This window comes from Pseudomonas sp. CFBP 13719 (assembly GCF_014842095.1).
In the GTDB taxonomy this organism is placed as follows: Bacteria; Pseudomonadota; Gammaproteobacteria; order Pseudomonadales; family Pseudomonadaceae; genus Aquipseudomonas.
In genome coordinates this window covers 68,525-92,844 of sequence record NZ_JACYVB010000010.1, presented here as the reverse complement: position 1 = coordinate 92,844, position 24,320 = coordinate 68,525, and the positions used below count along the sequence as shown (strand labels likewise).

Below are 24,320 nucleotides of genomic sequence, written 5' to 3'. Positions count from 1 at the left end.
GGGGTCCTGTAAAGGCGGTCGATAGAAAGTAAGCTATAGCTTGGCTGGATAAGCAGCCGCGGTAAATCAAAGGATAACGCAATGAATGCCTCACCTGTGGGCGGCAAGGTCGCGACACTGATCGCCAGCATGGACTGGACCGACAGCCCCCTGCCCGGCCCCGATGCCTGGCCACAGAGCCTGCGCACGGCCGTGGACATCGTCACCCACTCGCCCATGCCGATGCTGCTGCTGTGGGGCGCGCAGCTGTGCCAGCTGTACAACGACGCCTTTGCCTTGCTGGTGGGCAGCAATCACCCCCGCGCCCTGGGCCAGCCGGTGGACCGCATCTGGCCCGAGCTCAAGCCTTTTTCCGACCCTATCTACGCCGCGGTGATGCGCGGCGAAGTGCGTGCCTTCACCGAGAAGGGCTTCAATCTGCCGCGCGACGGTCATTCGGCGCGGGTCTGGCTGGACCTCACCTACAGCCCGATTCGCGACGAAAACGAGCGTGTCGCCGGCATCCTGGTCACGGCCATCGAAGCCAACGAGCGCCGTGAGGTGAGCGCGGTGGGTAAACGCACCGAGCAGGAGCTGCGCGACAGCGAGGCGCATTTCCGCATGGCCATCGAGTTGTCTCCGGCGGTGCACTGGACCGCCGATGCCAACGGTCGCACCGACGGCGAAAGCCAGACCGAGCGCTGGCGTCAGCTGACCGGCATGCGCAGCCTGCGACCGGACGACGACTGGGCGCAGCTGGTGCATCCGGATGACCACCTGCCGACCCTCGACGCCTGGCATCTGGCGGTGAGCACTGGCCGTCCCTACGATGCCGAGTACCGTTTGCGCATGGCCGACGGCAGCTACCACTGGATGCACGCTCGGGCGCTGCCCCAGCTGGATGCCGACGGCGTGATCCGGCAATGGTTCGGCATGACCGAGGACGTGCAGAATCGGCGTCAGGTCGAGCAGGCGCTGCGCGAGCTCAACGAACACCTGGAAACCCGGGTCAGCGAACGGACTCAGGCCCTGGCCGAGGTCAACCTGCGCCTGCAGAACGAAATGCACGAGCGCGAACGCGCCGAGGAGGCCTTGCGCCACGCGCAGAAGATGGAAGCGCTGGGCCAGTTGACCGGCGGCATCGCCCATGACTTCAACAACATGCTCACCGGCATCATCGGCAGCCTCGATCTGATGCAGCGCTACATCGACGCCGGGCGCAGCAGCGAAATCAAGCGCTTCAGCGAGGCGGCGGTCAGTTCGGCACATCGCGCTGCCGGCCTGACACACCGGCTGCTGGCGTTTTCGCGACGGCAGTCGCTGGACCGCAAGCGCCTGGCACCCAACGCGCTGGTGCATTCGCTCGAAGAGCTGTTCAGCCGCACGCTCGGCGAACATCTGCAGCTGCAGCTGCAACTGGCGCCCGACGTCTGGCCGGTGAATACCGATGCCAGCCAGTTGGAGAACGCCCTGCTCAATCTGGTGATCAATGCCCGTGACGCGATGCCCGACAGCGGCGTGCTGACCATCGAAACCGCCAACTGCGAGCTAGATGCCACCCCCGAAGGCGCTACGCTGGAACCGGTCAAGCCAGGTGCCTATGTGATGTTCCGGGTCAGCGACAACGGCAGCGGCATGAGTGCCCCGGTGCTGGCCAAGGCATTCGATCCCTTTTTCACCACCAAACCCATCGGCCAGGGCACCGGGCTGGGGTTGTCGATGATCTATGGCTTCGCCCAGCAGTCGGGCGGTCAGGTGACACTGCAGAGCCGACCCGGTGAGGGCACCTGTGTGCGTCTCTACCTGCCGCGGCACAGCGAAGCATCCGACGACCCTGCCGAGCCGCGCGCTCCGGCGGTGCCGCCGATGGCCCGCGAAGGAGAAAGCGTGCTGGTGGTGGAGGACGATCCGGCGGTGCGGATGCTGGTGCTCGACGTGCTCGACGAGCTGGGCTATGCCGCCCATTCCGCCGGCGAGGCCAGTGCGGCGCTGGCCTTGCTCGACGCAGGCCTGGACATCGACCTGCTGGTGACCGACGTGGGCCTGCCAGGGCTCAATGGCCGGCAGTTGGCGGAGATCGCGCGGCAGCAGCGGCCAGGCCTGAAGGTGCTGTTCATCACCGGCTATGCCGAGAAGGCCGCCGAGCGATATGGTTTTCTCGCCGAAGGAATGGACATGATCACCAAGCCGTTTTCCATCGAACGCTTGGGCAGCAAGATCCGCGACATGATCAACCTGGCGTGATTTGCGGCATAATCAGCGGCTTTTTCCAGCGAGCATCGGGCAATGAAGGCACAAGCAAGGCACATTCTGGTCAAGACCGCCGAAGAGGCGGAAGCACTGCGCTTGCGGATCGCCAAAGGTGAAGCGTTCGATGTGCTGGCCAAGAAGTATTCGACCTGCCCGTCAGGCAAGCGCGGCGGTGACCTGGGTGAAGTGCGACCGGGGCAGATGGTCGGCGCCATTGATCAGATCATTTTCAAGAAACCGCTTCGCACTGTGCACGGACCGGTGAAAAGCAAGTTCGGTTATCACCTGGTGCAGGTGTTCTATCGCGATTGACGAACATCCGTAGGAGCGGTCATCGGCCGCGAAGGCCCACCGCGTAACGGCGGATGCACCGCGGTGTCTGGTTCGCGGCCACAGACCGCTCCTACAGCGGAAAAAGGCCGCTGCTACAGGGTCAGAGGTATTCGCCAACCGCCTTGGGCCGTTGGTGCTGCAACTTGAGGTCGGTGCGCATGCCGGCAATCAGGTTCGAAATCGCTCGGCTGCTGGTCAACTGCTCGGTACGAATGCCGCTGAGCATGTAATCCACCTTGTGCGAAGTACGGTCGAACACGCGCACGGTCAGCGAACGGTCATGGGCTTGGGTACATTGGCAGCGTTGCGGCAGAAAACTGCTTTCAATGATGTTGCGCAGTTCAAGGGTGGACAACATGATGACACTCCATTCTTGGTCTTATCCCTGATGTCGGGCTTGCCCGAATACAGTGCACGTTCCATGCCCTGCGCTCCACAATACACTTGCTATGGAAATCAAACAGTTACCTCGTAAAGCACGCAAACCTATCGTGCATTGTGCAAGATACCGGTGCGGCGGCGTTGCAAATTGCACAGCATCGCGTCCATTGAAACTTAGCGCGCGGCGTCAAGGTCACCTGCTAACACACCGCGCAGGAGCACCCTTCACCATGGCACGAGCAATCTGGAAAGGCGCGATCAGCTTCGGGCTGGTTCATATTCCTGTAGCGTTGGTTTCGGCCACCGCCTCCCAGGGCGTCGACTTCGACTGGCTGGACAAACGCAGCATGGACCCGGTCGGCTACAAGCGCATCAACAAGAAGACCGGCAAGGAGATGGACAAGGAAAACATCGTCAAAGGTGTCCAATACGAAAAAGGTCGCTACGTAGTGTTGAGTGAAGACGAGATCCGCGCCGCGCACCCTGTCTCGACCCAGACCATCGATATTTTCTCCTTCGTCGACCGCAACCAGATCCCCCTGCCCAACATCGACACACCCTACTTCCTGGCACCTGACCGTCGTGGCGAGAAAGTCTACGCGCTGTTGCGTGAAACCCTGATCAGCACCAAGAAAGTTGCACTTGCACTGGTGGTATTGCACACCCGCCAGTACTTGGCGGCCCTCATGCCATTGGACGGCGCGCTGGTGATGGTCAAGTTGCGCTGGCCTTCGGAAGTTCGCGACCTGGACATTCTCGAGCTGGGCAAAGAGGTGAAGAAGCCCGAACTGACCAAGAAGGAACTGGACATGGCCAAACGCTTGGTCGAAGACATGAGCGGCGACTGGCAGCCTGAAGAATATGTCGACAAGTTCGAGCAGAAGATCATGGCGCTGGTGGAGAAAAAGGCCAACAAGGGCGAGATCGAAGACGTGGAAACCGAGGCCGGCCAGGAGTCGCGCAAGACTGCCGATGTCATCGACCTGACCGAGCTGCTCAAGCGCAGCCTCGCGGGCAAAGCGCCCGCCCCAGCGAAAGCCAAGCCTGCCAAGGAAAAATCCGCAACGAAAAAGGCGCCTGCACGGCGCAGCCCGCGCAAGGCATCCTGAACATAACTAACCAACTTTCATCCGCTCGCGATCAACGGTATTGATGAACAGGTTTTTTCATCAATACCGTTATTGAATAACTTGGTACAAAGTTGCTTTTCATACCAACTTTGCAACACCCTCGACTACACTCGTTGCATTGCATGTTTGCATTGACCACCTGATCGTTCATTGCGCCCGGCTTGTTCGCGCGCGTGGCTGTGGAAGTTGCCAATGAATACCAACGAGTTGTTGATACGCACCAGTCTATTGACCGCCCTTGCGCTACCGTGTGAATACGCCCGGGCTGATTGCACGTTCAGCCCAGGCCTGGGCAATGACGCCTACGTGTGCGACAGCGGAACGGCACCGGGGCTTTCCGACCTGCTGGGCAACAACAGCCTCACCCTGCCCGCCGACGGCACGGGCAGCATCACCGGCGCGGTCGAGTTCGGCCCTGGCCAGGACAGCGTGCTGATGCGCTCGGGTACTGTGGCCGGCGCGATGAGCACAGGCGCGGGCGCAGACACCGTGTTCATCAGCGCCGGGCGCCTGTTTTCCCTGACCCAGGGCGATGGTGCCGATACGCTCGAAGTCGTCGGCGGTACCGTCAGCGGTACAGTCAACCAGGGCAGCGGTATCGACAACTTCATCATGCGCGGCGGGCAGATCCAGGCACTGGGCCAGGGTGACGGGCTGGACACCTTTCTCATGACCGATGGCACCGTCGTCGGCGCCTTCGAGGACGGCGACATCGCGCGAATGAGCGGCGGCACCATCGGCCGGGTCGACATGAAGCTCGACAACAACCTGTTCGAACTGTCCGGCGGCCGCATCAACGGCAACCTGGTTGCCGGCTTCGGCAATGACACCATCGCCGTCTCCGCTGGCAGCATCGGCGGCAACATCAGCGTCAGCGGCGGCACCGACCAGGTGACCGTGAGCGGCGGCGATATCGGCGGCAACGTCTTGCTCAGCTTTGGCGACGACCGCTTCATCTGGCGCGACGCCGGCCTGATCCACGGCACCATCAGCATGGGCGCAGGCAACGACACGGCGCTGCTGAACAACCTCGACGAACCATATCTGGCCTCCCCCAGCCTGCTGTTCGGCGACGTCGGCATCGATACGCTGACGTTCGACAACAGCCGCAGCGCCGGCGGCGCGCGCTACAGCCACTGGGAAACCATCAACCTCAGCAATGGCTCGGTGCTCGACCTGCCCGATCGCTTGAGCCTGGCCGATGACTCGGCACCTGCCGACAGCGGCCTGCTCACCATCGACCGCAGCAGCACTCTGGGCGCCACGCAAGGTTCGGTGGGCGCACGCATCAGCGGGCAGGCCATCACAGTGAACAATGCCGGATCGATCGACCTGACCCGCAGCGGCGCCGACGCAAGCGATCGGCTGACCGTCATCGGCAACTACGTCGGGAATGACGCGCGCCTGAAACTGCAGAGCGTGCTGGCTGCCGACGACGCCCCTTCCGACCGGCTGATCGTCGCCCGGGGCACGCTGAGCGGGAACACGGCGATCACCGTCGACAACCTCGATGGCCAGGGCGCGCTGACGGCAGCCAACGGCATTGCGCTGGTCGAAGCCACGCAGGGCGCGATCAGCACCGATGGCGCTTTCACCCTGGCCAACAACCTGTCGGTCGGGGCCTATCAGTATTACCTGTTCAAGGGCGGGGTGACGGCGGGCAGCGAGAACAGCTGGTTCCTGCGCTCTTCGGTGGTGGCAGCGCCGCCCGTGGTCGAACCTCCGATCATCGAGCCTCCTGTGGTTGAACCGCCGATAGTGCAACCACCGATAGTCGAACCACCGCCAGTCGAGCCCCCGGTCACCCAACCCCCGATCGACGAACCGCCACCGGTAACGCCTCCGGACGCCGGGCTGCCCGAAGAAACCCCGGTCGAGCCTTTCGTGCCGCCCCCGCCAGTGCAACCGGAAACACCGGTTGCCGAACCGGCGCTGCCAGAGCCCGCTCCCGCCGCCCAGGCACCCATCGCGGCGATCGGCACGCCGCCCCTGCCTCAGGCCAGCCCCGGCCAAGCCATAGTGCTGTACCGGATCGAGGTACCGGCCTATAGCGTTGCACCTCCGGCTGCCGCCTTGCTGGCGCTCGACAGCCTGGGCAGCTTCCACGAGCGTCAGGGCGACCAAAGCCTGCTCGGTGAGCGCGGCGCCCTGGCGGCTGGCTGGGCACGCACATTCGGCAGCCACGGGCGGCAGAAATGGGCCGGGGCCGCGGCGCCAAGCCTCAAAGGCAACACCCGCGGCTATCAGGTCGGTCACGACGTGTTCGCCACCCTTGGCGACGGCGGCTATCGCCAGCATGCCGGACTGTTCGCCGGCCACTCGCGGCTGGACGGCAACGTGCGCGGTTTCGCCCTGGGGTTCGATGACACCCCTTCGGGCGACATTCGCCTCCGCGCCGACAATCTAGGTGCCTATTGGACCCTTCTGGGCCCAACCGGCGGCTACGTGGACGTGGTAGCCATGGGCACCCGATTCGCCGGACGCAGCCGCTCCGAACGCGGCTATACCCTCGATCTCGATGGGGACGGCATCACCCTCTCCGTGGAAGGCGGCTATCCGTTTGCTCTCTCAGGGGACTGGACACTGGAGCCGCAGGTGCAACTGATCGGCCAGAGGGTCACGCTGGACACGGCGCGCGATCCGGTCTCCAAGGTGGACTTCGACAACGAGGACTATTGGCGCGCCAGACTGGGCGCGCGGATGAAAGGCGAGTATCGCCTCAGCGGCACAACGGTGGAGCCCTACGTACGGGCCAACCTCTGGCATACCTTGAAGGGCGAAGACGCGGTGACGTTCGACGACAGCGATACCTTGCGCACCCAGCATCGCGCCACGCAGGCTCAACTGGGGTTGGGCATGGCCGCCCGGCTCAGCAACGATGTCAGCCTCTACCTCAACGCCGACTACGCGCGCAGCCTGGACTCGCAACCCCAGGAAAGCCTGCAAGGCAGCCTGGGATTGCGCATCAGCTGGTAGCCTCAGGCGGAATCGTCAGGGCTCATGTCCGCATCACCGGTCTGGGTGCGGACCTGACGGGGATCCACCTCCGGATCGCGGTCCATCGGTACGGGCGAAAGATCTTCGTCGCCGGGACGTGGGTCTTCCGCAGGCTTGCCCTCGGCAAACGGCTCGGGTTCGATCGGATCGTTGGGACGATCCAAAGGGTCGGGAATCTGCGTCGAACTGCTGGGTGCCATATCATCCTCGCTGAAAGCACATGGGGTTCAGCGAATATGACGCCGTCGCAGCGCCGAGGTGCAAATTACTTTGCAGCGCAATGCCTTGCGCTCAGAGACAGGTGGCGAGGGAGGCCAGGCGACGCGTAGCGACCTCGCCCTGCTCGCGGGCATAGAAACTGACCACGCTGCCAGCACCCCGCGGGCGGATGTCGGCGAAGTAAGTCGCCGCAGGCGTGAACACCGTATAGCCGCCGTCGCTGGCTTCGGAAGAGGCATCGGTCATGACGCCGAACATGGCTTCGTCCTGCCAACTGAACTGAACGCACTGAGCGATTTTCTGCGCGGTTTTTTCTGAGTTCATGGTTTGCACTGGCGCTGTGCTGCGCGCCTGTTTCATGTTCAGGCCTGTGCAACCGGTCAGTACGCACAAGCCCACTGCTGCAGCGATGATCCGCATCGTCATTTCCATTCCAGGTAAAGCGCGAATGTATCACTGCCGCCGTTAGCCGGCATCATAGACACTTCACTGGCACAGGTGCATGGCGGTGAGAAACAGGATGAACGCGCCGACCACTTCAAAATGGCTCAGCAGCCAGGCGCCTACCCGTGAGCGCCGGGGTGAGCTGTACGCACCGTACAATTGCGGCCACATGGCGGCCGAAGTAGCCAAAACGGCGCCTGCCAACAGCAACAACACATAGGCCATCGCAAGGTCTCGGGGTGATGAACGAAGATAGGCCTTAGTGCCCGGCCTGCGGTGCTCGTTCCAAAGTGATGCGTGCGCTTCGTCACAAAAGCGCGCATCAGCGGCATTGCCTGCATTCGTCCGCGCCTGCACAATCTCGATTCCCTCATTACCGATCGAAGGCCCCATGGCAGAACCCGATTCGCGTCACCAGGCCGCGCTGGACCGTTTTCTAGAAGCGCGTCCCGAGCTGCAAGCCGAACTGGACAGTCTCAACCCGCTGGCCGCACGCGCGGCCGGTCTCAGCGTCCAGGAATTTCGTGCGGAACGTCTGCACGAGGCGTTCGAGGAATTCGCCGATGCGCAAGGCATGTTTGCCTGGGAATTGACATTGCAGCTCACGGCTGAGACACCGCAAGAGTTCGAAACCCAGCGTCTTGAAGTGCACAAGGAAGTGGCTGAAATGGCTGGCATGCCGTGGGATGAATACATGCAGCTCAACGGCTTGCGCGAGAACTGATCACATCAGGCTTAGGCGCGACCCGCAATGAAAGCACCCCGCGCTGGGCAGGGTGCAGGTTTACCGAGTGCTCAAGCGTGCTGCTTACAGGCTGTTGCCAGGGGACGGTTCTTCATCTTCATCGACGGGCGCGTGAGTGTTCGGTTCGTCCAACGCCTTGTTGCCCGGCGAGCCTTCATGGTCATCGTCGTGCTCGTCGTGCTTCTCGTCCTTCTCGTGAATATCAGGGTAACCCTCTTCCCCGCTGCCGGGCTCGGCCGGCCCTGGATAGGGATTCTGCGGGTGGTTGTTGTCTTGGACCATGATATGTCTCCTTTCTTGGCGCGGTTCATCCGTGCCTGATAGTGGGAGGTCGCTGCCGGTCTGGAAGTGCCGTCGGCTTGACGAGTGGCATCCCGACGGCGACAAACCCCACACCGCCTTGTCTTCTGTCGATTCTTTGCTATAGCTAAAGGCCTCGCTGATCATCAAGGCAATGGAGTGGCCGTCATGAAAAAGATGAGTGTGAGTCAGCTGACCATGCTGACAGCCGTCAACATGCTGGGGTCCGGCATCGTTCTGTTACCCACCAAACTCGCCGAAGTGGGCGGTATCTCGATTCTTTCCTGGCTGATCACGGCCACCGGCTCGCTGGCGCTGGCCTATGCCTTCGCCCGCTGTGGCATGCTCAGCCGTAAAACCGGGGGCATGGGCGGCTATGCGGAATATACCTTCGGCAAGTCCGGCAACTACATCACCAACTATACCTACGGGCTGTCGCTGCTGATCGCCAACGTGGCGATCAGTATCACGGCTGTTGGTTATATCCAGACGTTGTTCGGTATCACACTCGATTCGCTGCAAGTAGGCCTGGCGACCATAGCGCTGCTGTGGATCACCACCTTCGCCAATTTCGGCGGAGCCAACATCACCGGCAAGATCGGTGCGATCACGGTGTGGGGCGTCATTGCCCCGGTCGTACTGGTGTCGACGGTCGGCTGGTTCTGGTTCGACAGCAGCACCTATGCGGCGGGCTGGAACCCCCACGACATGCCCTGGTATGAAGCGGCGGGGGCTTCGGTGGCGATCACGCTGTGGGCGTTCCTGGGCCTGGAGTCGGCGTGTGCCAACGGCGATGCCGTGGAAAACCCGGAGAAGAACGTGCCCATCGCCGTGCTCGGCGGGACGCTGGGGGCAGCCGTGATCTACATCGTCTCCACCAACGTCATCGCGGGCATCGTCGGCAATGCCGAGCTGGTGTCCTCAACCGCCCCCTTCGGCCTGGTGTTCGCCACCATGTTCACGCCGATGATCGGCAACCTGGTCATGGGCCTGATGGTATTGGCCTGCATCGGTTCGCTGCTGGGCTGGCAGTTCACCGTGGCCCAGGTGTTCAAGAGCTCGGCCGACACCGGTTACTTCCTGCCGATCTTCGCCAAGGTCAACCAGCACGGTGTGCCGATCATCAGCATGCTGATCCTGCTGGCGATCCAGACGGCGCTGGCCCTGCTGACCATCAGCCCCGACCTGGCCAAGCAGTTCGATACCCTGGTGAACCTGGCGGTGGTCACCAACCTGGTGCCCTACATCCTGTCGATGGCCACCTTGATGACCTTGCAGAAGGTGTCGAACGTGCCGGCCAACAAAGCCCTGGTGACCAACATCGTCGCCTGGATCGCGGCGGCCTACAGCTACCTGGCGCTCTATAGCTCGGGCGCCCAGGCGCTGATGCTTGGCGGTGTGGCGACCATCGTCGGCTATACGCTGTTCGGCTTCGTCAACAACCGCCTGATCCGCCTGGAAGCGGTCAACAACAGCGCCCCGACCCAAACCGTCGCGGCGCAGCACATCGTCGGCGAGCCGATTCCGGTGAACGGTCTGCCCAACTCGACATTGAACACCCCTGCACTGGAGGCACGACCATGACGGAACATAGAAACCTGCTGGGGATGCTGGCGCTGCTGGTCAGCAACCAGCCCGACAAACGCACGGTATTCGGCAGGGCGCTGATCCAGCTCATCGCCGATGTGGAGGAGCGGTCGATCAGCGTGATCACTTCGGAGAGCCTGGCCGATGCCCGATCGATCCTGAGTACCGACCCGGCGATCCAGTGCGTGCTGCTCAGTTGGGAAATGGACGAGAGCGATGACCACCAGCAGTGCATCGACCTGCTGATCGCCCTGCGCGAACGCAATACCCGAGTTCCGGTATTCCTGATCAGCGATCGCAGCACTGCCGCCAACGTGCCGCTGATCGTCATGCAGCACGCCGACGATTTCATCTGGCTGCCCGAAGACACCAGCCGCTTCCTCAGCGGGCGGATCATGGCCGCCATCGAGCGCTATCGGCAGGCGGTGCTGCCGCCGATGTTCGGCGCGCTGCTCAAGTTTGCCCGCAGCTATGAATATTCCTGGCACACCCCGGGGCATGCCGGCGGCACCGCGTTTCTGAAGAGCACGGCGGGCCGGGCGTTCTACGAGTTCTTCGGGGAAAACCTGTTGCGCTCTGACCTGTCCATTTCGGTGGGCGAACTGGGCTCCCTGCTCGATCACAGCGGGCCCATCGGCCAGGGCGAGCGCTACGCGGCCAAGGTGTTCGGCGCGCACCGGACCTACTACGTCACCAATGGCTCGTCGATGTCCAACCGGGTGATCCTCATGGCCAGCGTCACCCGCGACCAGATCGCCCTGTGCGACCGCAACTGCCACAAGTCCGCCGAGCATGCGATGACGCTGTCCGGGGCGATTCCGACCTACCTGATACCGACGCGCAATCGCTTCGGCATCATCGGTCCGATCCTGCCGCAGACCCTGAGCGCCGAGGGCGTGCGAGCGGCGATTGCCAGCAACCCGCTGGTTAAAAGCCACATCGACCCTACGCCCGTGCACGCCATCGTCACCAACTCCACCTACGACGGCCTGACCTATAACGTGACGCGGGTGGAAGAATTGCTCGGGCAAAGCGTCGACCGCCTGCATTTCGACGAGGCCTGGTATGGCTACGCGCGGTTCAATCCGTTGTACAAGGACCGCTTCGCGATGCACGGCAGCCCCGACGATCACGACGCGTCCAAGCCCACGGTGTTCGCCACGCAATCGACCCACAAGTTGCTTGCAGCACTGTCCCAGGCATCGATGATCCATGTGCGCAACGGGCGCAATCCGATCCCCCATGGACGCTTCAACGAGTCGTACATGATGCACGCCTCGACCTCGCCCAATTACGCCATCATGGCGTCCTGCGACGTCAGCTCGGCCATGATGGAGGCGCCGAGCGGGCAGATCCTGACCAACGAATCCATCGAGGAAGCCATCTCCTTTCGCCAGGTGATCTCGCGAATGCACGCCGATATGCTCGCCAACGACGATTGGTTCGTGTCCTGCTGGCAGCCGCCGTCGGTAGCGATCAGCGGTGCAGCCATAGCGTTCCATGAAGTCGACCCGATCAAACTCAAATCCGACCCCGACTGCTGGGTGCTGCATCCCAACGAGGTGTGGCACGGGTTCGGCGATATCGAAGACGGCTACTGCATGCTCGACCCGATCAAGGTGTCGATCCTGAGCCCGGGCATGGGCGACGACGGCGAGCTTCTGGACTTCGGCATACCGGCGTGCGTGATCAGCGCGTATCTGGGCCGACAGGGAATCGTGGTCGAGAAGACCACCGACTTCACCCTGCTCTTCCTCTTTTCCATCGGTATCACCAAAGGCAAGTGGGGCACCTTGGTGAATGCGCTGCTGGACTTCAAGCGAGACTACGATGCCAACCTGGAGCTCGAGCTGTGCCTGCCCGACCTGCTCGCCGCCACGCAGCAGCGCTACAGCGGCATGGGCCTGCGCGACCTGGCCAGGGAGATCTTCGCCGCGATGAAGGAAACCCGCACCACTGCGGCCATGGCCGCGGCGTTCGGCACGCTGCCCAAGGCGGAATTCAGCCCGGTGGAAGCCTACGAAAAACTGGTCAGGAACGAGGTGGAGCAGGTCACTCTGGAAAACGCAGCCGGACGCATCGCGGCCACAGGCATCGTGCCCTACCCGCCCGGCATCCCGTTGCTGATGCCTGGAGAAAACGCCGGCGCTGCCGACGGTCCGCTACTGGCCTACCTGCGAGCCCTGGAGAGCTTCGACCGATCATTCCCGGGGTTTACCCATGACACCCATGGGATTGAAAGCGATGGGGGGGTGTATCGGTTGTTGGTGCTTAAGTGAGGATGTAGTTGCTGGGGGAATTCGCTGTCGGGCGCCGTACAACTGCTGCCATACCTATGCGACAATACGCGCAATGTCCGGTTTGAATTCCCCGCGTATCGCCCAGCAGTTCGGCCACCGAAACCATCGCTCCCCCAGTTATTGATAGGTAAGCTCCTTGATCTCCACCGCTAACATCACCATGCAGTTTGGCGCCAAGCCGCTGTTCGAGAACGTTTCCGTGAAATTCGGCAACGGCAACCGCTACGGCCTGATCGGCGCCAACGGCTGTGGCAAGTCGACGTTCATGAAGATCCTGGGCGGCGATCTGGAGCCTTCGGGTGGGCAGGTCATGCTCGAGCCGAACGTGCGCCTGGGCAAGCTGCGCCAGGATCAGTTCGCCTACGAGCATTTCTCGGTGATCGACACGGTCATCATGGGCCACGAGGAGCTGTGGAAGGTCAAGGCCGAGCGTGATCGCATCTACTCGCTGCCCGAAATGAGCGAGGAAGACGGCATGGCCGTCGCCGAGCTGGAAACCGAGTTCGCCGAAATGGACGGCTACACCGCCGAGTCCCGTGCCGGCGAGCTGTTGCTGGGCCTGGGCATTCCACTGGAACAGCATTTCGGCCCGATGACCGAAGTGGCGCCGGGCTGGAAGCTGCGGGTGCTGCTGGCGCAGGCGTTGTTTTCGGATCCGGAAGTGCTGCTGCTCGACGAGCCGACCAACCACCTGGACATCAACACCATTCGCTGGCTGGAAAACATTCTCACGGCGCGTAACAGCACCATGATCATCATTTCCCACGACCGGCACTTCCTCAACAGTGTCTGTACCCACATGGCCGACCTGGACTACGGCGAGTTGCGCCTGTTCCCCGGCAACTACGACGAATACATGACCGCTGCGACCCAGTCGCGCGAGCAGTTGCTGTCGGACAACGCCAAGAAGAAAGCCCAGATCGCCGAGCTGCAGACCTTCGTTTCGCGCTTCTCGGCGAACGCCTCCAAGGCCAAGCAGGCGACCTCGCGCGCCAAGCAGATCGACAAGATCCAGCTGGCCGAGGTCAAGCCCTCGAGCCGCGTCAGCCCGTTCATTCGTTTCGAGCAGAACAAGAAGCTGCACCGCCAGGCGGTCACCGTCGAGCGGATGTCCAAGGGCTTCGACGGCAAGCCGCTGTTCGAGAATTTCAGCTTCGTGGTCGAAGCGGGCGAGCGTGTGGCGATCATCGGCCCGAACGGGATCGGCAAGACCACCCTGTTGCGCACCCTGGTCGGCGAGCTGAGCCCGGACGCGGGCGCGGTGAAGTGGACCGAGAGCGCGGAACTGGGCTACTACGCCCAGGACCACGCACACGACTTCGAAGACGACATGAACCTGTTCGACTGGATGGGCCAGTGGACCCAGGGCGAGCAGATGGTACGGGGCACTCTGGGCCGGATGCTGTTCTCCAACGACGAGATTCTCAAGTCGGTGAAGGTGATTTCCGGTGGTGAACAGGGCCGCATGCTGTTCGGCAAGCTGACGTTGCAGAAGCCCAACGTGCTGCTCATGGACGAACCGACCAACCACTTGGACATGGAGTCGATCGAGGCACTGAACCTGGCGCTGGAGAACTATCCGGGCACCTTGGTTTTCGTCAGCCACGACCGCGAGTTCGTGTCTTCGCTGGCCACCCGCATCATCGAGCTGAGCGCCGATGGCGTGATCGATTTCAGCGGCACCTACGATGATTACCTGCGCAGCCAGGGTGTGGTGTTCTAAGGGTTCAACGCATTTCGCCCCACATACCCCCGGACGCGGATCACGCGATCTCTGTAGCAGCGGCGCGAGCCGCGTCAGGGGGCATCGCGTTTATCCTGACCCACCGCATGTGCCGCCGACGCGGCTTGCGCCGCTGCTACAGGGGTTGCGCGATCTCTGTAGCAGCGGCGCGAGCCGCGTCAGGGGGCATCGCGTTTATCTTGACCCATCGCATGTGCCGCTGACGCGGCTTGCGCCGCTGCTACAGGGTTTCCGCGATCTCTGTAGTCAGGGGGCATCGCGTATATTCTGGCCCACCGCATGTGCCGCCGACGCGGCTTGCGCCGCTGCTACAGAGGTTCCGGCCGCCCGAGGAGGAAGCCTTGGGCGTTGGCGGCGCCCAGGCGCTTGAGTTGTGCCAACTCGGCTTCGGTTTCCACGCCTTCAGCGATGATCACACTCCCCGTCTCGCGGGCGAACGCGATCAACGCCGACGCCATCGCGCGTCGCTGGAAATCCTGGTCGATGCCACGGGTCAGGCTCATGTCGAGCTTGATGATGTCCGGACGCACCTGCAGGATGTGCCGCATGCTGGCATAGCCGGCGCCGGCATCGTCGATGGCCACGCGCACACCCCGCAGGCGCAGTGGCTGCAGGGCCACTTGCAACGACGCATAGTCCTGCACCACCGCATGCTCGGTGATCTCCAGCACCAGGCGCTCGGCCGGGTAATTCTCGAACAGACCCAGCAATCGTCCGCTGAGCACCAGCTCGGGTGAGCAGTTGATGCTCAGGTAGGTGCCCGGCGCCAGCTGGGCCAGACCGGCCAGGGCCACATCGATGGCCAGGCATTCCAGTTCCTTGCCCAAGCCGACTTCGGCGGCCTCCTTGAACCAGACGTCCGGGGTGCGGGCCGGTTGGCCGTTGAAGCGCGACAGGCATTCCCAGCCTGCCACGTGCATGGTGTGCAGGTCGTAGATCGGTTGATAGACCACGCGTGGCTGATGCGACTCGATAGCGTCCAACACCCGCAGTGCCTTGTCGTCGTGATCGCGCACCATTTGCAGGTCGGACTCGAGGCGCTCGGCAATCAGCTCGGCGAATACCTTCATCATCTTCAGGTCGCGTTCGGTCAAACCCGGATCAGGTGCGTGACTGAAGCAGCAGAACGTTCCGTACAAGCGCCCGTCGCTCAAATGAATGGGCACGCTCATGTGCGCGCCGATCGGCAGGCCCGGTGTCTGCGGTATGGCCATCGCGGCCGGCAATCGACCGGTATCGCGGATGAGTCCGGGCAGTTCGCCGCTGACCACGCCGCGACAGTAGCCAGCGCTCATCTCCAGCACGTCGCCGGGGCTCAGGGGTATCAGTGCCGCCGCGTCGACGTGGGTGAACACGCGGTCGGTCTGGCGAAAATGGGAAACGAACGCTACATCCATGCCCAAGTGCGTGCGCATGGCGCGCAACACGCGATCCACGCAGCCCGCCTCGTTGGCAGACAGCGGCTTCAGCGCAACCAGGTCCATCAGGTTATTGGCTGTCATGACACACTATCGCCTCCTAATGTGATAGTGCCATCAGTGTAGATGCAGCTCCCCCCCTGTATTCAAGAAAAAAACGACGAGTTGCCCAACGGTAGGTCCGAGTCGATGGCTGACGCGATGGCCGATCTTGCCGACCCATGGCAACTGGCCGTGCCACGGGTGGCGACGCTGCTACACTTGGGCTTCCAACAGTCCACAGGACACAGCACCCGATGCTCGCAATCTTCAACGTCGCCTTTCCAGTGTTCGGGTTGATTCTGGTAGGTTTCGTCTGCCGTCGGCGCAACGTCCTGGGGCCCAATGCCTCGATCGAACTCAACCGATTCGTGATCTACCTGGGGCTGCCTGCCCTGTTGTTCGAAGCCATGGCGCGGCTGGGTACACTGCACGGGCTGGACATGGGCTTCGTAGTGGCTTTCGGCCTGGCCATGGGCATCGTTTTTCTGGTGACACTATGGCTGCGGGTGCGGGCCCGTGCGCACTTTCTCGATGCCACCATCGATGCCCTCGGGGCGGGTTATCCGAACTCCGGTTTTCTCGGCATCCCGCTGTGCCTGCTGACGTTCGGCGACCCCGGCATCGCCCCTGCGGTGATTGGCGCGGTGATGACCGCCTGCCTGCTGTTCGCTGTCGCCATCATCATGATCGAGACCTTCCAGCAAACCGAGAAACGCCTGGGGCGTACCCTGCTCAAGGTCGGCAAATCGCTGCTGCGCAATCCGATCATGGTCGCCCCCGTGCTGGGTTCGCTGGTCGCCTACAGCGGGCTGGTGCTGCCGGTGGGCGTGCGCCAGCTGTTCCAGTTTCTCGGCGCGGCCGCCGGACCCTGTGCGCTGGTGTCGATCGGTCTGTTCCTGGCGGCGGAAAAATCGCACAAGGCCGATGGCAAGACCTTGGCCATGCTGGTGGCGATGAAGCTGCTGGTGCAGCCGGCGCTGACTGCCTGGCTGGCATTCTGGGTGTTCGACATACCGGCGATGTGGGCCTGGGCGGCACTGCTGGTGAGCGCCCTGCCCATCGGCAATGGGCCGTTCATGCTGGCTGCGCTTTATGGCCGCGAGGCCGACACCATGTCGCGGGCGATCCTGGTCTCGACCCTGTTGTCGCTGGTTACGGTGTCGCTGATCCTGGCCTTGATACCGGCTGCGGTGCAGCGCTAGTCGCGCATGTAGCCGCCGTCGACGTCCATGATCTCGCCAGTGACGAAGCTGGCCGCGCCACTGGCCAGGAAGCACACCGCTGCAGCGATGTCGCGTGGCGAGCCGGCACGGCCCAGCGGCATGTCGGCGAGCACCTTGGCGCGTGCCTCGGGGCTCAGGGCGCGGGTCATGTCAGTGTCGGTCAGCGCCGGCGTGATGGCATTCGCGGTGATGTTGAACGGCCCGGCTTCGCGGGCCAGGCCCTTGGTCAAGGCGATCACCCCGCCCTTGGCCGCGGCATAGCAGCTGTTGCCCAGCAGACCGCCACCGCGCTTGCCGGCCACCGACGCGATATTGATGATGCGGCCGGCGCGCCGGGCCATCATGCCCGGCAACACGGCCTTGGCGCAGAAGAACACGCTGGTGAGATCGATGGCCATGACCCGGTTCCATTCGGCGGCGCTGACTTCGAGAAGCGGCCCGGTGGAAACGATCCCGGCATTGTTGACCAGAATGTCGACGCCGCCCAGCGCCTGCTCGACGCTGTCGACCATTGCTTGCACCTGGGCTTCGTCGGACACATCCACCGCCACACCGATAGCGTCGATTCCAAGTTCGCCCAACTGCCTGGCAGCGGAGCGCGCGGCTGCGCCGTCGAGGTCGGCAATCGCCACCCGGGCACCGCATTGACCCAGCGCCTGGGCGATGGCAAGGCCGATACCGCGCGCGGCACCGGTCACCACCGCTACCTGGCCGGTTATGGCAAGACTGATAGGGGCATTCATTATTGTTGTTCCCTTGGTTGAAGATCAGGCAATACAGATGTGCCGTCAGGCTGGCAGGTAGGCGCCCTGGGCGAGTTGGTCCTTGAGCGGCGGGATACCGAGGCGGCGCAGGACGCGGTACAGCGACGGCCGACAGATGCCCAGGGCACGCGCCGCCGCCGACATGTTCCAGCGGCAGGCGTTGAGTACATCGAGCACGTCGGCGCGCTCGTCCACCGGTGCGGCCAGAACGACCGGACGACGGATCGGCGTCACGTTGGCGGGCGACACGGTGGGCGCACTGCCCTGGGCGATGAAGTCCACCGGCAGGTCGGCGCGCTGGATGCGGGTACCTTCCATCACGGCACAGGCGTAGCGAATCACCGCACGCATCTGCCGCAGGTTGCCTGGCCAGGGGTGATTGAGCAGCAGTGGCCAGACATCCGAGGCGATGAGTTGCCGAGGGTCGCAGCCAGGCAATTCGCTGGCCACCATGCGGCAGACCAGTTCGGCGCGGTCGGTGCGCTCGCGCAGCGGCGGCAATTGCACCACACCGGTGGCGATGCGATAGAACAGGTCTTCGCGAAACGTGCCCTGTTGGACCAAGCCAGTGAGATTCTGGTGGGTCGCGCAGATCAGAGCGAAGTCGACCTTGACGCTGCGTTCGGCGCCCAGGGGGGTGACTTCGCGTTCGGCGATCACCCGCAACAGGCGCGTCTGCTGCTCGAACGGCATGTCGCCGATTTCATCGAGGAACAAGGTGCCGCCGTCGGCCTGCTGGACCTTGCCTTTCTTGCCGCAGGGCAACGCGCCGGAGAAGGCGCCGCGCGAGTAGCCGAACAGTTCGCTTTCGATCAGGCTCTGCGGAATGGAAGCGCAATTGAGCGCCACGCACTGCGCCTGATGGCGTTGGCTGTGGGCGTGCAGGGCGCGGGCCAGCACTTCCTTGCCAGTGCCGGTTTCGCCCTGGATGAGCACGGCAATGCCACGCTCCATCAGGCGCAGTGCGCGACGAAACGCCTGGCGAACCTGCGGATCGCTGTCGTTGGCAATATCGGAATCGCACGCGGCGGGTGAAGAAAGTGCGGGCGAAGAGGTCGAAGCACGTGCGGTGTGTTCGCATACAGAAGACATCGGCGTCACCTTTTATTGTTCTATAGCTTGTGACTATCTCGAGGTCTGGCGCTCGTGACGCAAGCCTCGACGCTTTGGCCATTTCACAATACGGCAGGCGGAGTTATGTTTTCCAATCCATAATCAGGCACCCACTGATACCTTTGCGAGCATCAATGATCGAGCTCAGGCATTTACAGTATTTTCGTGCACTGGCCGAAACCCTGCACTTCGGCCGCGCGGCTGAACGGCTGCACATCTCCCAGCCGCCGTTGTCTCGGCAGATCGCCTTGCTGGAAGACGAGTTGGGCGTGAAGCTGTTCGACCGCTCGCGGCGGCATGTGGAGCTGACCGATGCCGGCCAGCGCTTCTACCTGGACACCGGAACGGTGTTTGCCGCGTTCGAGCAGGCCAAGCGCAATGCGCTGGCGGCGGCTCGCGGGGCAGCTGGGGAATTGTCGGTGGGTTTTATGATGTCGACGGCCTACAGCGTGACGCCCGCGATCACCCGGCGTTACGCGGCGCAGTATCCGCAGGTGAATCTGAAACTGACGGAAACCCTGCCCATGGACCTGGCCCAGGACATCAGCAGCGGCCACAAGGATGTGGCGATCATGTACCGCCCGCAGGATTGCAGTGGGTTGGAAACGGTGACGATCTACCGCGAGGAAATGACGGTGGTACTGCCACCGGGGCATCGGTTGCTGGAGCAGCCGTTGATCGATCCGCGCGATCTGGCCGCAGAGACTTTCATCATCGTGCCGCGACGCATCGCCCCTGCCCTGCATGACATGATCGTCAATTACTGCCTGCAGCACGGCGTGACGCCGAATGTGGGGCTGGAAATCAACATGCAGCAGACCATCGTCAATCTGGTAGGTGAAGGGCTGGGCATCGCCATCGTTCCGCGCTCGATGCGCAACATGCGCCTGACCACCACCACCTTTAGGCCGCTGGTGGCACCGCCGGTGATCGAGGTGGTCGCGGTGTGGAAGGCCGACAACCACAACCCCTGCATCGCCACGTTCGTGGAAAGCGCCATGCGCGCCGGGGAAGAGGCGACGCTGCAGGATCAGTGAACCCCTGAGGTATCGCGGCGCCCCTTTCGCGGGCAGAGCCCGCTCCCACAGTGGGGCCTTGCGATTACGCAGATCCTTTGTAGGAGCGGTCAGCGGCCGCGAAGGGTTGATGCGGTATGCCTGACACACCGCAGTGTCCCTTTCGCGGCCGATGGCGGCTCCTACAGGGGGAGCTTGCGATTGTGCGGATCCTTTGTAGGAGCGGTCGGTGGCCGCGAAGGGTTGATGCGGTATACCTGACACACCGCGGCGCTCTTTTCGCGGCCGATGACCGCTCCTACAGGGGGGGCTTGCGATTGCGCAGATCCACTGTAGGAGCGGTCCGTGGCCGCGAAGGGTTGATGCGGTATACCTGACACACTGCGGAGCCCTTTTCGCGAGGGTCAGATTTCGAGAATGCCGGAGGCCATGTAGCCGCCGTCCACCGGGATCACGTGGCCGCTGATGTAGGAGGCATCGTCGGATGCCAGGAAGGCCACGGCGCCGGCCATTTCCGCCGGGGTGCCGTAGCGGCGCATGGGCACCGCGCGGGCGTAGGACTCGCGGGTGGCACTCGAGTGCAGGCGTTGGGTCAGCGGCGTGTCCACCGGACCCGGCGCGATGCCGTTGACGGTAATCCCGTACTCGGCCAGCTCGATCGCCATTTGCCGGGTGAGGCCAATGACCGCTGCCTTCGACGTGCCGTACGCGGTGCGCCCCGCGCTCGCGCGCATGCCGCTGATGGAGGCGACGTTGATGATCCGCCCCCAGCCCTGCGCCTTCATCAAGCGTGCCGCGTGCTGACCGCACAACAGTGCGCCGGTCACATTGATGTTGAGTACCCGCTGCCAATCGGCCAGGTCGCAGTCCAGAAAGGCTTGCGTCCTGGCGATGCCGGCGTTGTTCACCAGCACGTCGCAGCGCGGCAGGCTTGCGAACACCTCGGCGATCGACTCGGCATCACCGATGTCGATCATCGCCGCCTCGGCTTCGATGCCCTGCGCGCGCAGGCCGGCGACCATTTCCTCGGCGGCGCCGCGGTTGATGTCGGCGACCACCACGCGGTGGCCGTCTTCGCCCAGGCGCTGGGCGATTGCCGCGCCAATGCCCATGGCCGCGCCGGTGATGAAGGCTACCCGACCTGCGCCCATGCTCTTCACGCCGATGGTGCTTGAAAGCTGTCTGACTGCTTGGCTCATGACCAGGACTCTCTTAAAGGAAACCGATGGAAATCCACGGGAAACAGGCAACGATGACCAAGGCCACCACCAGTGCCGCCAAGTACCCCCAGACACGCCGGATGACGTGGTCGGACGGCGTCTTGCTGATGGCACAGGCAGCGTAGAAACCCACCCCCAACGGCGGCGCGAACAGGCCGATGCCCATGGCCAGGATCACCACCATGGCGTAGTGCACCGGGTGGATGCCGAGCATTTCGGCCAACGGGAACATCAAGGGGCCAAACAGCACGATGGCCGGAATGCCTTCGAGCACGCTGCCCAGGATCAGGAAAGTCACGATGGTGACGAACATGAAGCCGATCGCCCCGCCCGGTATCTCGCTGATCAGGTCGACCAGGTTGGCCGAGAAGCCCGACTGGGTCAGTGCCCAGGCCATCGCCGAAGCCATGCCGATGATCAACAGGATTGCCCCGGACAGCGCCGCAGCTTCGATCATCATCGGGTAGACCTTGCGGAACTCGATGTGGCGCATGAACAGGTGCATCACCAGCCCCACCAGCACCACATAGGCCACGCCGATGGTCGACACCTCGGTGGCAGTCGCCGCACCCTCGAGCACGGCCACGCGGATCAGCAGCGGCAACGCTAGGGCCGGCAAGGCGATCATGAACGTTTTGGCGACCACCGACATCGGTGCACGCTTGACGGTGGGCATGACTTCTTTGCGCGAGCGCCACCAGCAGACGATGGCGATGACCACGGTGGCCACCACCGCCGGCATCAGCCCGCCGATGAACAACGCGGTGATCGAGACACTGCACACCGCACCGATGGTGATCAGCACCAGGCTGGGGGGAATGGTCTCGGTCATGGCACCGGTGGCAGCCAGCAAGGCGGCCAGTTCTTCCGGCTCGGAGCCGCGCTTCTTCATTTCCGGGAACAGCGCCGGCGCTACCGCGGCCATGTCGGCCACCTTGGAGCCGGAGATTCCCGATACCAGGAACATCGCGCCGAGCAGCACGTATTGCAGGCCACCGCGAACGTGCCCCAGCAGCGAGGCCATGAAATCGATCAAGGTGCGGGCCATGCCCGACAGTTGCAACACTACCCCCAGCAGGACGAACAGCGGCACGGCGAGTAGGACCATGTGCGACATGCCCTCGTCCATGCGCCCGACCACGATGGACAACGGTGCATGGGTGGCCAGCGCCAGATACGCCATGGTCGCGGTGCCGAAGGCGAACGCGATCGGGATGCCACCGAACACGCAGGCGCCCAGCAGCACCAGGAAGAACACCACCAGGTTGTAGTTGCCGATCTCCGCCAGCAGCGGCTGGGACAGCCACAGCGTGCCGCCGACTACCGCGACCACGGCGACGCCGGCAACGAACTGGCGCAGCGTGGAGTAGCGCGCCATGCGGGACACCGCTGCCAGCAGCATGAGCATGGCGCCGACCGGCAACGCTGCCGCGCGCACCCCGTCGGGGATGCCCAGCGCTGGGGTAGTGATCGCCATCTGCTCGTGGGAGTGGACCATCGCCGGGGTGATGATCATGGCCACGAACAGCACCACGATCAGCGCCGACAGGGTTTCGCTGAAACCCCGCCAGGCCGGTGGCAGCTTGTTCACCAGCGCCGACATGCGCATGTGCTCGCCGCGGTCCAGGGCCAGCACCGCGCCGAACATGGCCAGCCAGATGAACAGCGACGAGGCCAGCTCATCGGTCCACACCAGTGGGTTGTGAAACACGTAGCGCGAGACCACGCCGGCCAGCAGTACACAGGTCTCGACCAGCATCAAGGCTACGGCAAGCACCTCGACCACGCGCATGGCGCCGCGGTTGAGGCAGGTGAGCGCCCGGGCCGGCAGGGGCATGGCAGCGTTTTCGACCGGCATCGCCTCGGCGCTCATCATGCCAGCTTCCCGGAGTATTTTTCGAGGATGGACCACGCCGCTTCGCCGAACTTCTCATGCCAGTCGGCGTAGTAGTTGGCGCTGCGCAGCTTCTCGCGGAACGCCTGCGGCTCGGTGTCGGCCAGCTCCAGGCCCTTTTCCTTGAGGGTGTCGCGGATACTCCCCTGCAAGGCCGCCAGGTCGGCGCGCTGGTTCATCACCGCGGCATCGACGTGCTTGCGCACCACCGCCTGCATGTCCGCCGGCAAGCGGGCGAACGACTTGCTGTTGCCGAGCATCCAGAAGCCGTCCCACACGTGATTGGTCAGCGAGCAATACTTCTGCACTTCATAGAGCTTGGCCGACGACACCAGCGTCAGCGGGTTTTCCTGACCTTCGACGATGCGGGTCTGCAGGGCCGAATACACCTCGGCGAAGTTGATGCTGGTGGGCGCCGCATCGAACGCCTTGAAGATCGACATGATGATCGGGCTGGGCGGCACGCGCAGCTTCATGCCGACCAGGTCTTCGGGCTTGAGCACCGGACGGGTACTGGTGGTGGTGACGCGAAAGCCGTTGTCCCAGATCTTGTCGAAGGCGAACAGGGTCTCGGTCTTGGCGATCTCGCCGCGGACATGGGCGCCCAGCTCGCCGTCCATCGCACTCCAGACCTGGTCGTAGTCCTTGAAGGCGAAGCCCACGGCGCTGATCTGTACCGAGGGCACCAGGGTGCCGAGGATCACTGGCGACAGGGCAAACATGTCCACTGCGCCGGAGCGCACCTGGGCCAGGGTGTCGGTATCGCTGCCCAACTGGCTGCTGGGGAACACCTGGATCTGCACCGCGCCGTCGGTCTCTTCCTTGATCGCCTTGGCCATTTCCCGCGCCCGGACGTTCATCGGGTGAATCATGGGCAGGTTGTTGGCGAACTTGAGCTTGAAGTCTGCCGCCTGGCTTTTCGAGCTGTACAAGCCCAGGCCAGTGGCTGCGACCGCCGCCGATGCGAGGGTGGCGGTCTTGATGAAACTGCGGCGCGAGAAATCACTCATGTAGCTCTCCTGACCTTCTTGTTTTTATTGACCGGTTTTACGACCGGGCTGCCGTGGCTGGCGCTGGGGATGCAGGGTGAGAAAGCAAATCGGGTGCCACCCCTGCCCGCCCTGTTGAAAAACCGCATCTTCAAGCGACCGGCAGTGCACAAGCTGCTGTTTTGCCTGGACAAATCTGTACCGACTCGAATGTATCCGCACGTTTCACGCC

At 63.3% G+C, this 24,320-nt stretch carries 21 protein-coding genes; 10 read left to right on the top strand and 11 right to left on the bottom strand.

Annotated features, from left to right (window positions below):
- The first annotated feature begins 81 nt into the window (after positions 1–81).
- Together IFT57_RS23760 and IFT57_RS23755 are read left to right on the top strand one after the other, a co-directional pair.
- Positions 82–2,223: an ATP-binding protein gene (locus IFT57_RS23760; protein WP_192152871.1), complete on the top strand. Its 2,142-nt coding sequence runs from the start codon at positions 82–84 to the stop codon at positions 2,221–2,223.
- Positions 2,224–2,265: 42 nt separating this feature from the next.
- A complete protein-coding gene (locus tag IFT57_RS23755) occupies positions 2,266–2,541 on the top strand; it encodes a peptidylprolyl isomerase (protein WP_043189034.1) in 276 nt (91 codons plus the stop codon).
- A gap of 121 nt (positions 2,542–2,662) precedes the next feature.
- Here IFT57_RS23755 and IFT57_RS23750 read toward each other — a convergent pair whose 3' ends face one another.
- Positions 2,663–2,920: a DUF1652 domain-containing protein gene (locus IFT57_RS23750; protein ID WP_122714198.1), complete on the bottom strand. Its 258-nt coding sequence runs from the start codon at positions 2,918–2,920 to the stop codon at positions 2,663–2,665.
- Positions 2,921–3,173: 253 nt separating this feature from the next.
- On the opposite strand from IFT57_RS23750, the gene ku reads away from it, so the two are divergent.
- The gene (gene ku, locus IFT57_RS23745) at positions 3,174–4,052 is read left to right on the top strand and encodes a non-homologous end joining protein Ku (protein ID WP_192152870.1); all 879 of its coding nucleotides are present in this window, start codon (positions 3,174–3,176) and stop codon (positions 4,050–4,052) included.
- 213 nt (positions 4,053–4,265) lie between these two features.
- The gene (locus IFT57_RS23740; protein ID WP_192152869.1) at positions 4,266–7,049 is read left to right on the top strand and encodes an autotransporter family protein; all 2,784 of its coding nucleotides are present in this window, start codon (positions 4,266–4,268) and stop codon (positions 7,047–7,049) included.
- Positions 7,050–7,051: 2 nt separating this feature from the next.
- Here the strand turns inward: IFT57_RS23740 and IFT57_RS23735 are convergent, their stop codons facing one another.
- The 3 genes from IFT57_RS23735 to IFT57_RS23725 all read right to left on the bottom strand — a co-directional run bounded on the left by IFT57_RS23735 (position 7,052) and on the right by IFT57_RS23725 (position 8,126).
- Entirely contained in the window at positions 7,052–7,270 is a 219-nt protein-coding gene (locus IFT57_RS23735; RefSeq protein WP_192152868.1) for a hypothetical protein, read from the bottom strand.
- Between the two features lie 91 nt (positions 7,271–7,361).
- Positions 7,362–7,715 carry a hypothetical protein gene (locus IFT57_RS23730; protein ID WP_244657417.1) on the bottom strand — a complete coding sequence of 118 codons (354 nt, stop codon included), beginning with the start codon at positions 7,713–7,715 and terminating at the stop codon, positions 7,362–7,364.
- A 60-nt stretch (positions 7,716–7,775) separates the two neighbouring features.
- A complete protein-coding gene (locus IFT57_RS23725; RefSeq protein WP_192152867.1) occupies positions 7,776–8,126 on the bottom strand; it encodes a hypothetical protein in 351 nt (116 codons plus the stop codon).
- Here IFT57_RS23725 and IFT57_RS23720 point away from each other — a divergent pair.
- Complete coding sequence (locus IFT57_RS23720) at positions 8,125–8,457, top strand: DUF6388 family protein (protein ID WP_192152866.1); 333 nt, start codon at positions 8,125–8,127, stop codon at positions 8,455–8,457. The two genes, IFT57_RS23725 and IFT57_RS23720, sit on opposite strands and share 2 nt — an antisense overlap.
- Positions 8,458–8,541: 84 nt before the next feature.
- Here the strand turns inward: IFT57_RS23720 and IFT57_RS23715 are convergent, their stop codons facing one another.
- Positions 8,542–8,760: a hypothetical protein gene (locus tag IFT57_RS23715; protein WP_122714205.1), complete on the bottom strand. Its 219-nt coding sequence runs from the start codon at positions 8,758–8,760 to the stop codon at positions 8,542–8,544.
- Between the two features lie 177 nt (positions 8,761–8,937).
- Between IFT57_RS23715 and potE the strand changes: the two genes are divergently transcribed.
- The 3 genes from potE to IFT57_RS23700 all read left to right on the top strand — a co-directional run bounded on the left by potE (position 8,938) and on the right by IFT57_RS23700 (position 14,388).
- On the top strand, positions 8,938–10,362 hold the full coding sequence (potE, locus tag IFT57_RS23710; RefSeq protein WP_192152865.1) for a putrescine-ornithine antiporter: 1,425 nt from the start codon (positions 8,938–8,940) through the stop codon (positions 10,360–10,362).
- Positions 10,359–12,644, top strand: coding sequence for an Orn/Lys/Arg family decarboxylase (locus tag IFT57_RS23705; protein ID WP_192152864.1), 2,286 nt, complete (start codon positions 10,359–10,361; stop codon positions 12,642–12,644). Before potE ends, IFT57_RS23705 begins: the two co-directional genes overlap by 4 nt.
- Positions 12,645–12,801: 157 nt before the next feature.
- Positions 12,802–14,388, top strand: coding sequence for an ABC-F family ATPase (locus tag IFT57_RS23700; RefSeq protein ID WP_122714208.1), 1,587 nt, complete (start codon positions 12,802–12,804; stop codon positions 14,386–14,388).
- A gap of 329 nt (positions 14,389–14,717) precedes the next feature.
- Here IFT57_RS23700 and IFT57_RS23695 read toward each other — a convergent pair whose 3' ends face one another.
- On the bottom strand, positions 14,718–15,911 hold the full coding sequence (locus IFT57_RS23695) for a sensor domain-containing phosphodiesterase (protein WP_192152863.1): 1,194 nt from the start codon (positions 15,909–15,911) through the stop codon (positions 14,718–14,720).
- 212 nt (positions 15,912–16,123) lie between these two features.
- On the opposite strand from IFT57_RS23695, the gene IFT57_RS23690 reads away from it, so the two are divergent.
- Positions 16,124–17,071: an AEC family transporter gene (locus tag IFT57_RS23690; RefSeq protein ID WP_192152862.1), complete on the top strand. Its 948-nt coding sequence runs from the start codon at positions 16,124–16,126 to the stop codon at positions 17,069–17,071.
- Here the strand turns inward: IFT57_RS23690 and IFT57_RS23685 are convergent.
- Positions 17,068–17,835, bottom strand: coding sequence for an SDR family NAD(P)-dependent oxidoreductase (locus tag IFT57_RS23685; RefSeq protein ID WP_192152861.1), 768 nt, complete (start codon positions 17,833–17,835; stop codon positions 17,068–17,070). The two genes, IFT57_RS23690 and IFT57_RS23685, sit on opposite strands and share 4 nt — an antisense overlap.
- Positions 17,836–17,880: 45 nt before the next feature.
- Positions 17,881–18,948, bottom strand: coding sequence for a sigma-54-dependent Fis family transcriptional regulator (locus IFT57_RS23680; RefSeq protein ID WP_122795609.1), 1,068 nt, complete (start codon positions 18,946–18,948; stop codon positions 17,881–17,883).
- Positions 18,949–19,103: 155 nt separating this feature from the next.
- On the opposite strand from IFT57_RS23680, the gene IFT57_RS23675 reads away from it, so the two are divergent.
- Positions 19,104–20,006 carry a LysR family transcriptional regulator gene (locus IFT57_RS23675; protein WP_122800587.1) on the top strand — a complete coding sequence of 301 codons (903 nt, stop codon included), beginning with the start codon at positions 19,104–19,106 and terminating at the stop codon, positions 20,004–20,006.
- Positions 20,007–20,389: 383 nt separating this feature from the next.
- On the opposite strand, the gene IFT57_RS23670 is transcribed toward IFT57_RS23675, so the two are convergent.
- The 3 genes from IFT57_RS23670 to IFT57_RS23660 are packed head-to-tail and all read right to left on the bottom strand — an operon-like array spanning position 20,390 to position 24,109.
- Positions 20,390–21,184 carry an SDR family NAD(P)-dependent oxidoreductase gene (locus IFT57_RS23670; RefSeq protein ID WP_244657416.1) on the bottom strand — a complete coding sequence of 265 codons (795 nt, stop codon included), beginning with the start codon at positions 21,182–21,184 and terminating at the stop codon, positions 20,390–20,392.
- 13 nt (positions 21,185–21,197) lie between these two features.
- Positions 21,198–23,081, bottom strand: coding sequence for a TRAP transporter large permease (locus IFT57_RS23665; protein ID WP_199869089.1), 1,884 nt, complete (start codon positions 23,079–23,081; stop codon positions 21,198–21,200).
- Entirely contained in the window at positions 23,078–24,109 is a 1,032-nt protein-coding gene (locus IFT57_RS23660; RefSeq protein WP_192152860.1) for a TRAP transporter substrate-binding protein, read from the bottom strand. Before IFT57_RS23660 ends, IFT57_RS23665 begins: the two co-directional genes overlap by 4 nt.
- Positions 24,110–24,320 lie beyond the last annotated feature (211 nt).

Excerpts from the sequence above, each read along its gene's own strand:
- IFT57_RS23760 (WP_192152871.1), top strand. The coding sequence starts at position 82 with ATGAATGCCTCACCTGTGGGCGGCAAGGTCGCGACACTGATCGCCAGC.
- IFT57_RS23755 (WP_043189034.1), top strand. The coding sequence starts at position 2,266 with ATGAAGGCACAAGCAAGGCACATTCTGGTCAAGACCGCCGAAGAGGCG.
- IFT57_RS23750 (WP_122714198.1), bottom strand. The coding sequence starts at position 2,920 with ATGTTGTCCACCCTTGAACTGCGCAACATCATTGAAAGCAGTTTTCTG.
- ku (WP_192152870.1), top strand. The coding sequence starts at position 3,174 with ATGGCACGAGCAATCTGGAAAGGCGCGATCAGCTTCGGGCTGGTTCAT.
- IFT57_RS23740 (WP_192152869.1), top strand. The coding sequence starts at position 4,266 with ATGAATACCAACGAGTTGTTGATACGCACCAGTCTATTGACCGCCCTT.
- IFT57_RS23735 (WP_192152868.1), bottom strand. The coding sequence starts at position 7,270 with ATGGCACCCAGCAGTTCGACGCAGATTCCCGACCCTTTGGATCGTCCC.
- IFT57_RS23730 (WP_244657417.1), bottom strand. The coding sequence starts at position 7,715 with ATGACGATGCGGATCATCGCTGCAGCAGTGGGCTTGTGCGTACTGACC.
- IFT57_RS23720 (WP_192152866.1), top strand. The coding sequence starts at position 8,125 with ATGGCAGAACCCGATTCGCGTCACCAGGCCGCGCTGGACCGTTTTCTA.
- IFT57_RS23725 (WP_192152867.1), bottom strand. The coding sequence starts at position 8,126 with ATGGGGCCTTCGATCGGTAATGAGGGAATCGAGATTGTGCAGGCGCGG.
- IFT57_RS23715 (WP_122714205.1), bottom strand. The coding sequence starts at position 8,760 with ATGGTCCAAGACAACAACCACCCGCAGAATCCCTATCCAGGGCCGGCC.
- IFT57_RS23705 (WP_192152864.1), top strand. The coding sequence starts at position 10,359 with ATGACGGAACATAGAAACCTGCTGGGGATGCTGGCGCTGCTGGTCAGC.
- IFT57_RS23695 (WP_192152863.1), bottom strand. The coding sequence starts at position 15,911 with ATGACAGCCAATAACCTGATGGACCTGGTTGCGCTGAAGCCGCTGTCT.
- IFT57_RS23690 (WP_192152862.1), top strand. The coding sequence starts at position 16,124 with ATGCTCGCAATCTTCAACGTCGCCTTTCCAGTGTTCGGGTTGATTCTG.
- IFT57_RS23685 (WP_192152861.1), bottom strand. The coding sequence starts at position 17,835 with ATGAATGCCCCTATCAGTCTTGCCATAACCGGCCAGGTAGCGGTGGTG.
- IFT57_RS23680 (WP_122795609.1), bottom strand. The coding sequence starts at position 18,948 with ATGTCTTCTGTATGCGAACACACCGCACGTGCTTCGACCTCTTCGCCC.
- IFT57_RS23675 (WP_122800587.1), top strand. The coding sequence starts at position 19,104 with ATGATCGAGCTCAGGCATTTACAGTATTTTCGTGCACTGGCCGAAACC.
- IFT57_RS23670 (WP_244657416.1), bottom strand. The coding sequence starts at position 21,184 with ATGAGCCAAGCAGTCAGACAGCTTTCAAGCACCATCGGCGTGAAGAGC.
- IFT57_RS23665 (WP_199869089.1), bottom strand. The coding sequence starts at position 23,081 with ATGATGAGCGCCGAGGCGATGCCGGTCGAAAACGCTGCCATGCCCCTG.
- IFT57_RS23660 (WP_192152860.1), bottom strand. The coding sequence starts at position 24,109 with ATGAGTGATTTCTCGCGCCGCAGTTTCATCAAGACCGCCACCCTCGCA.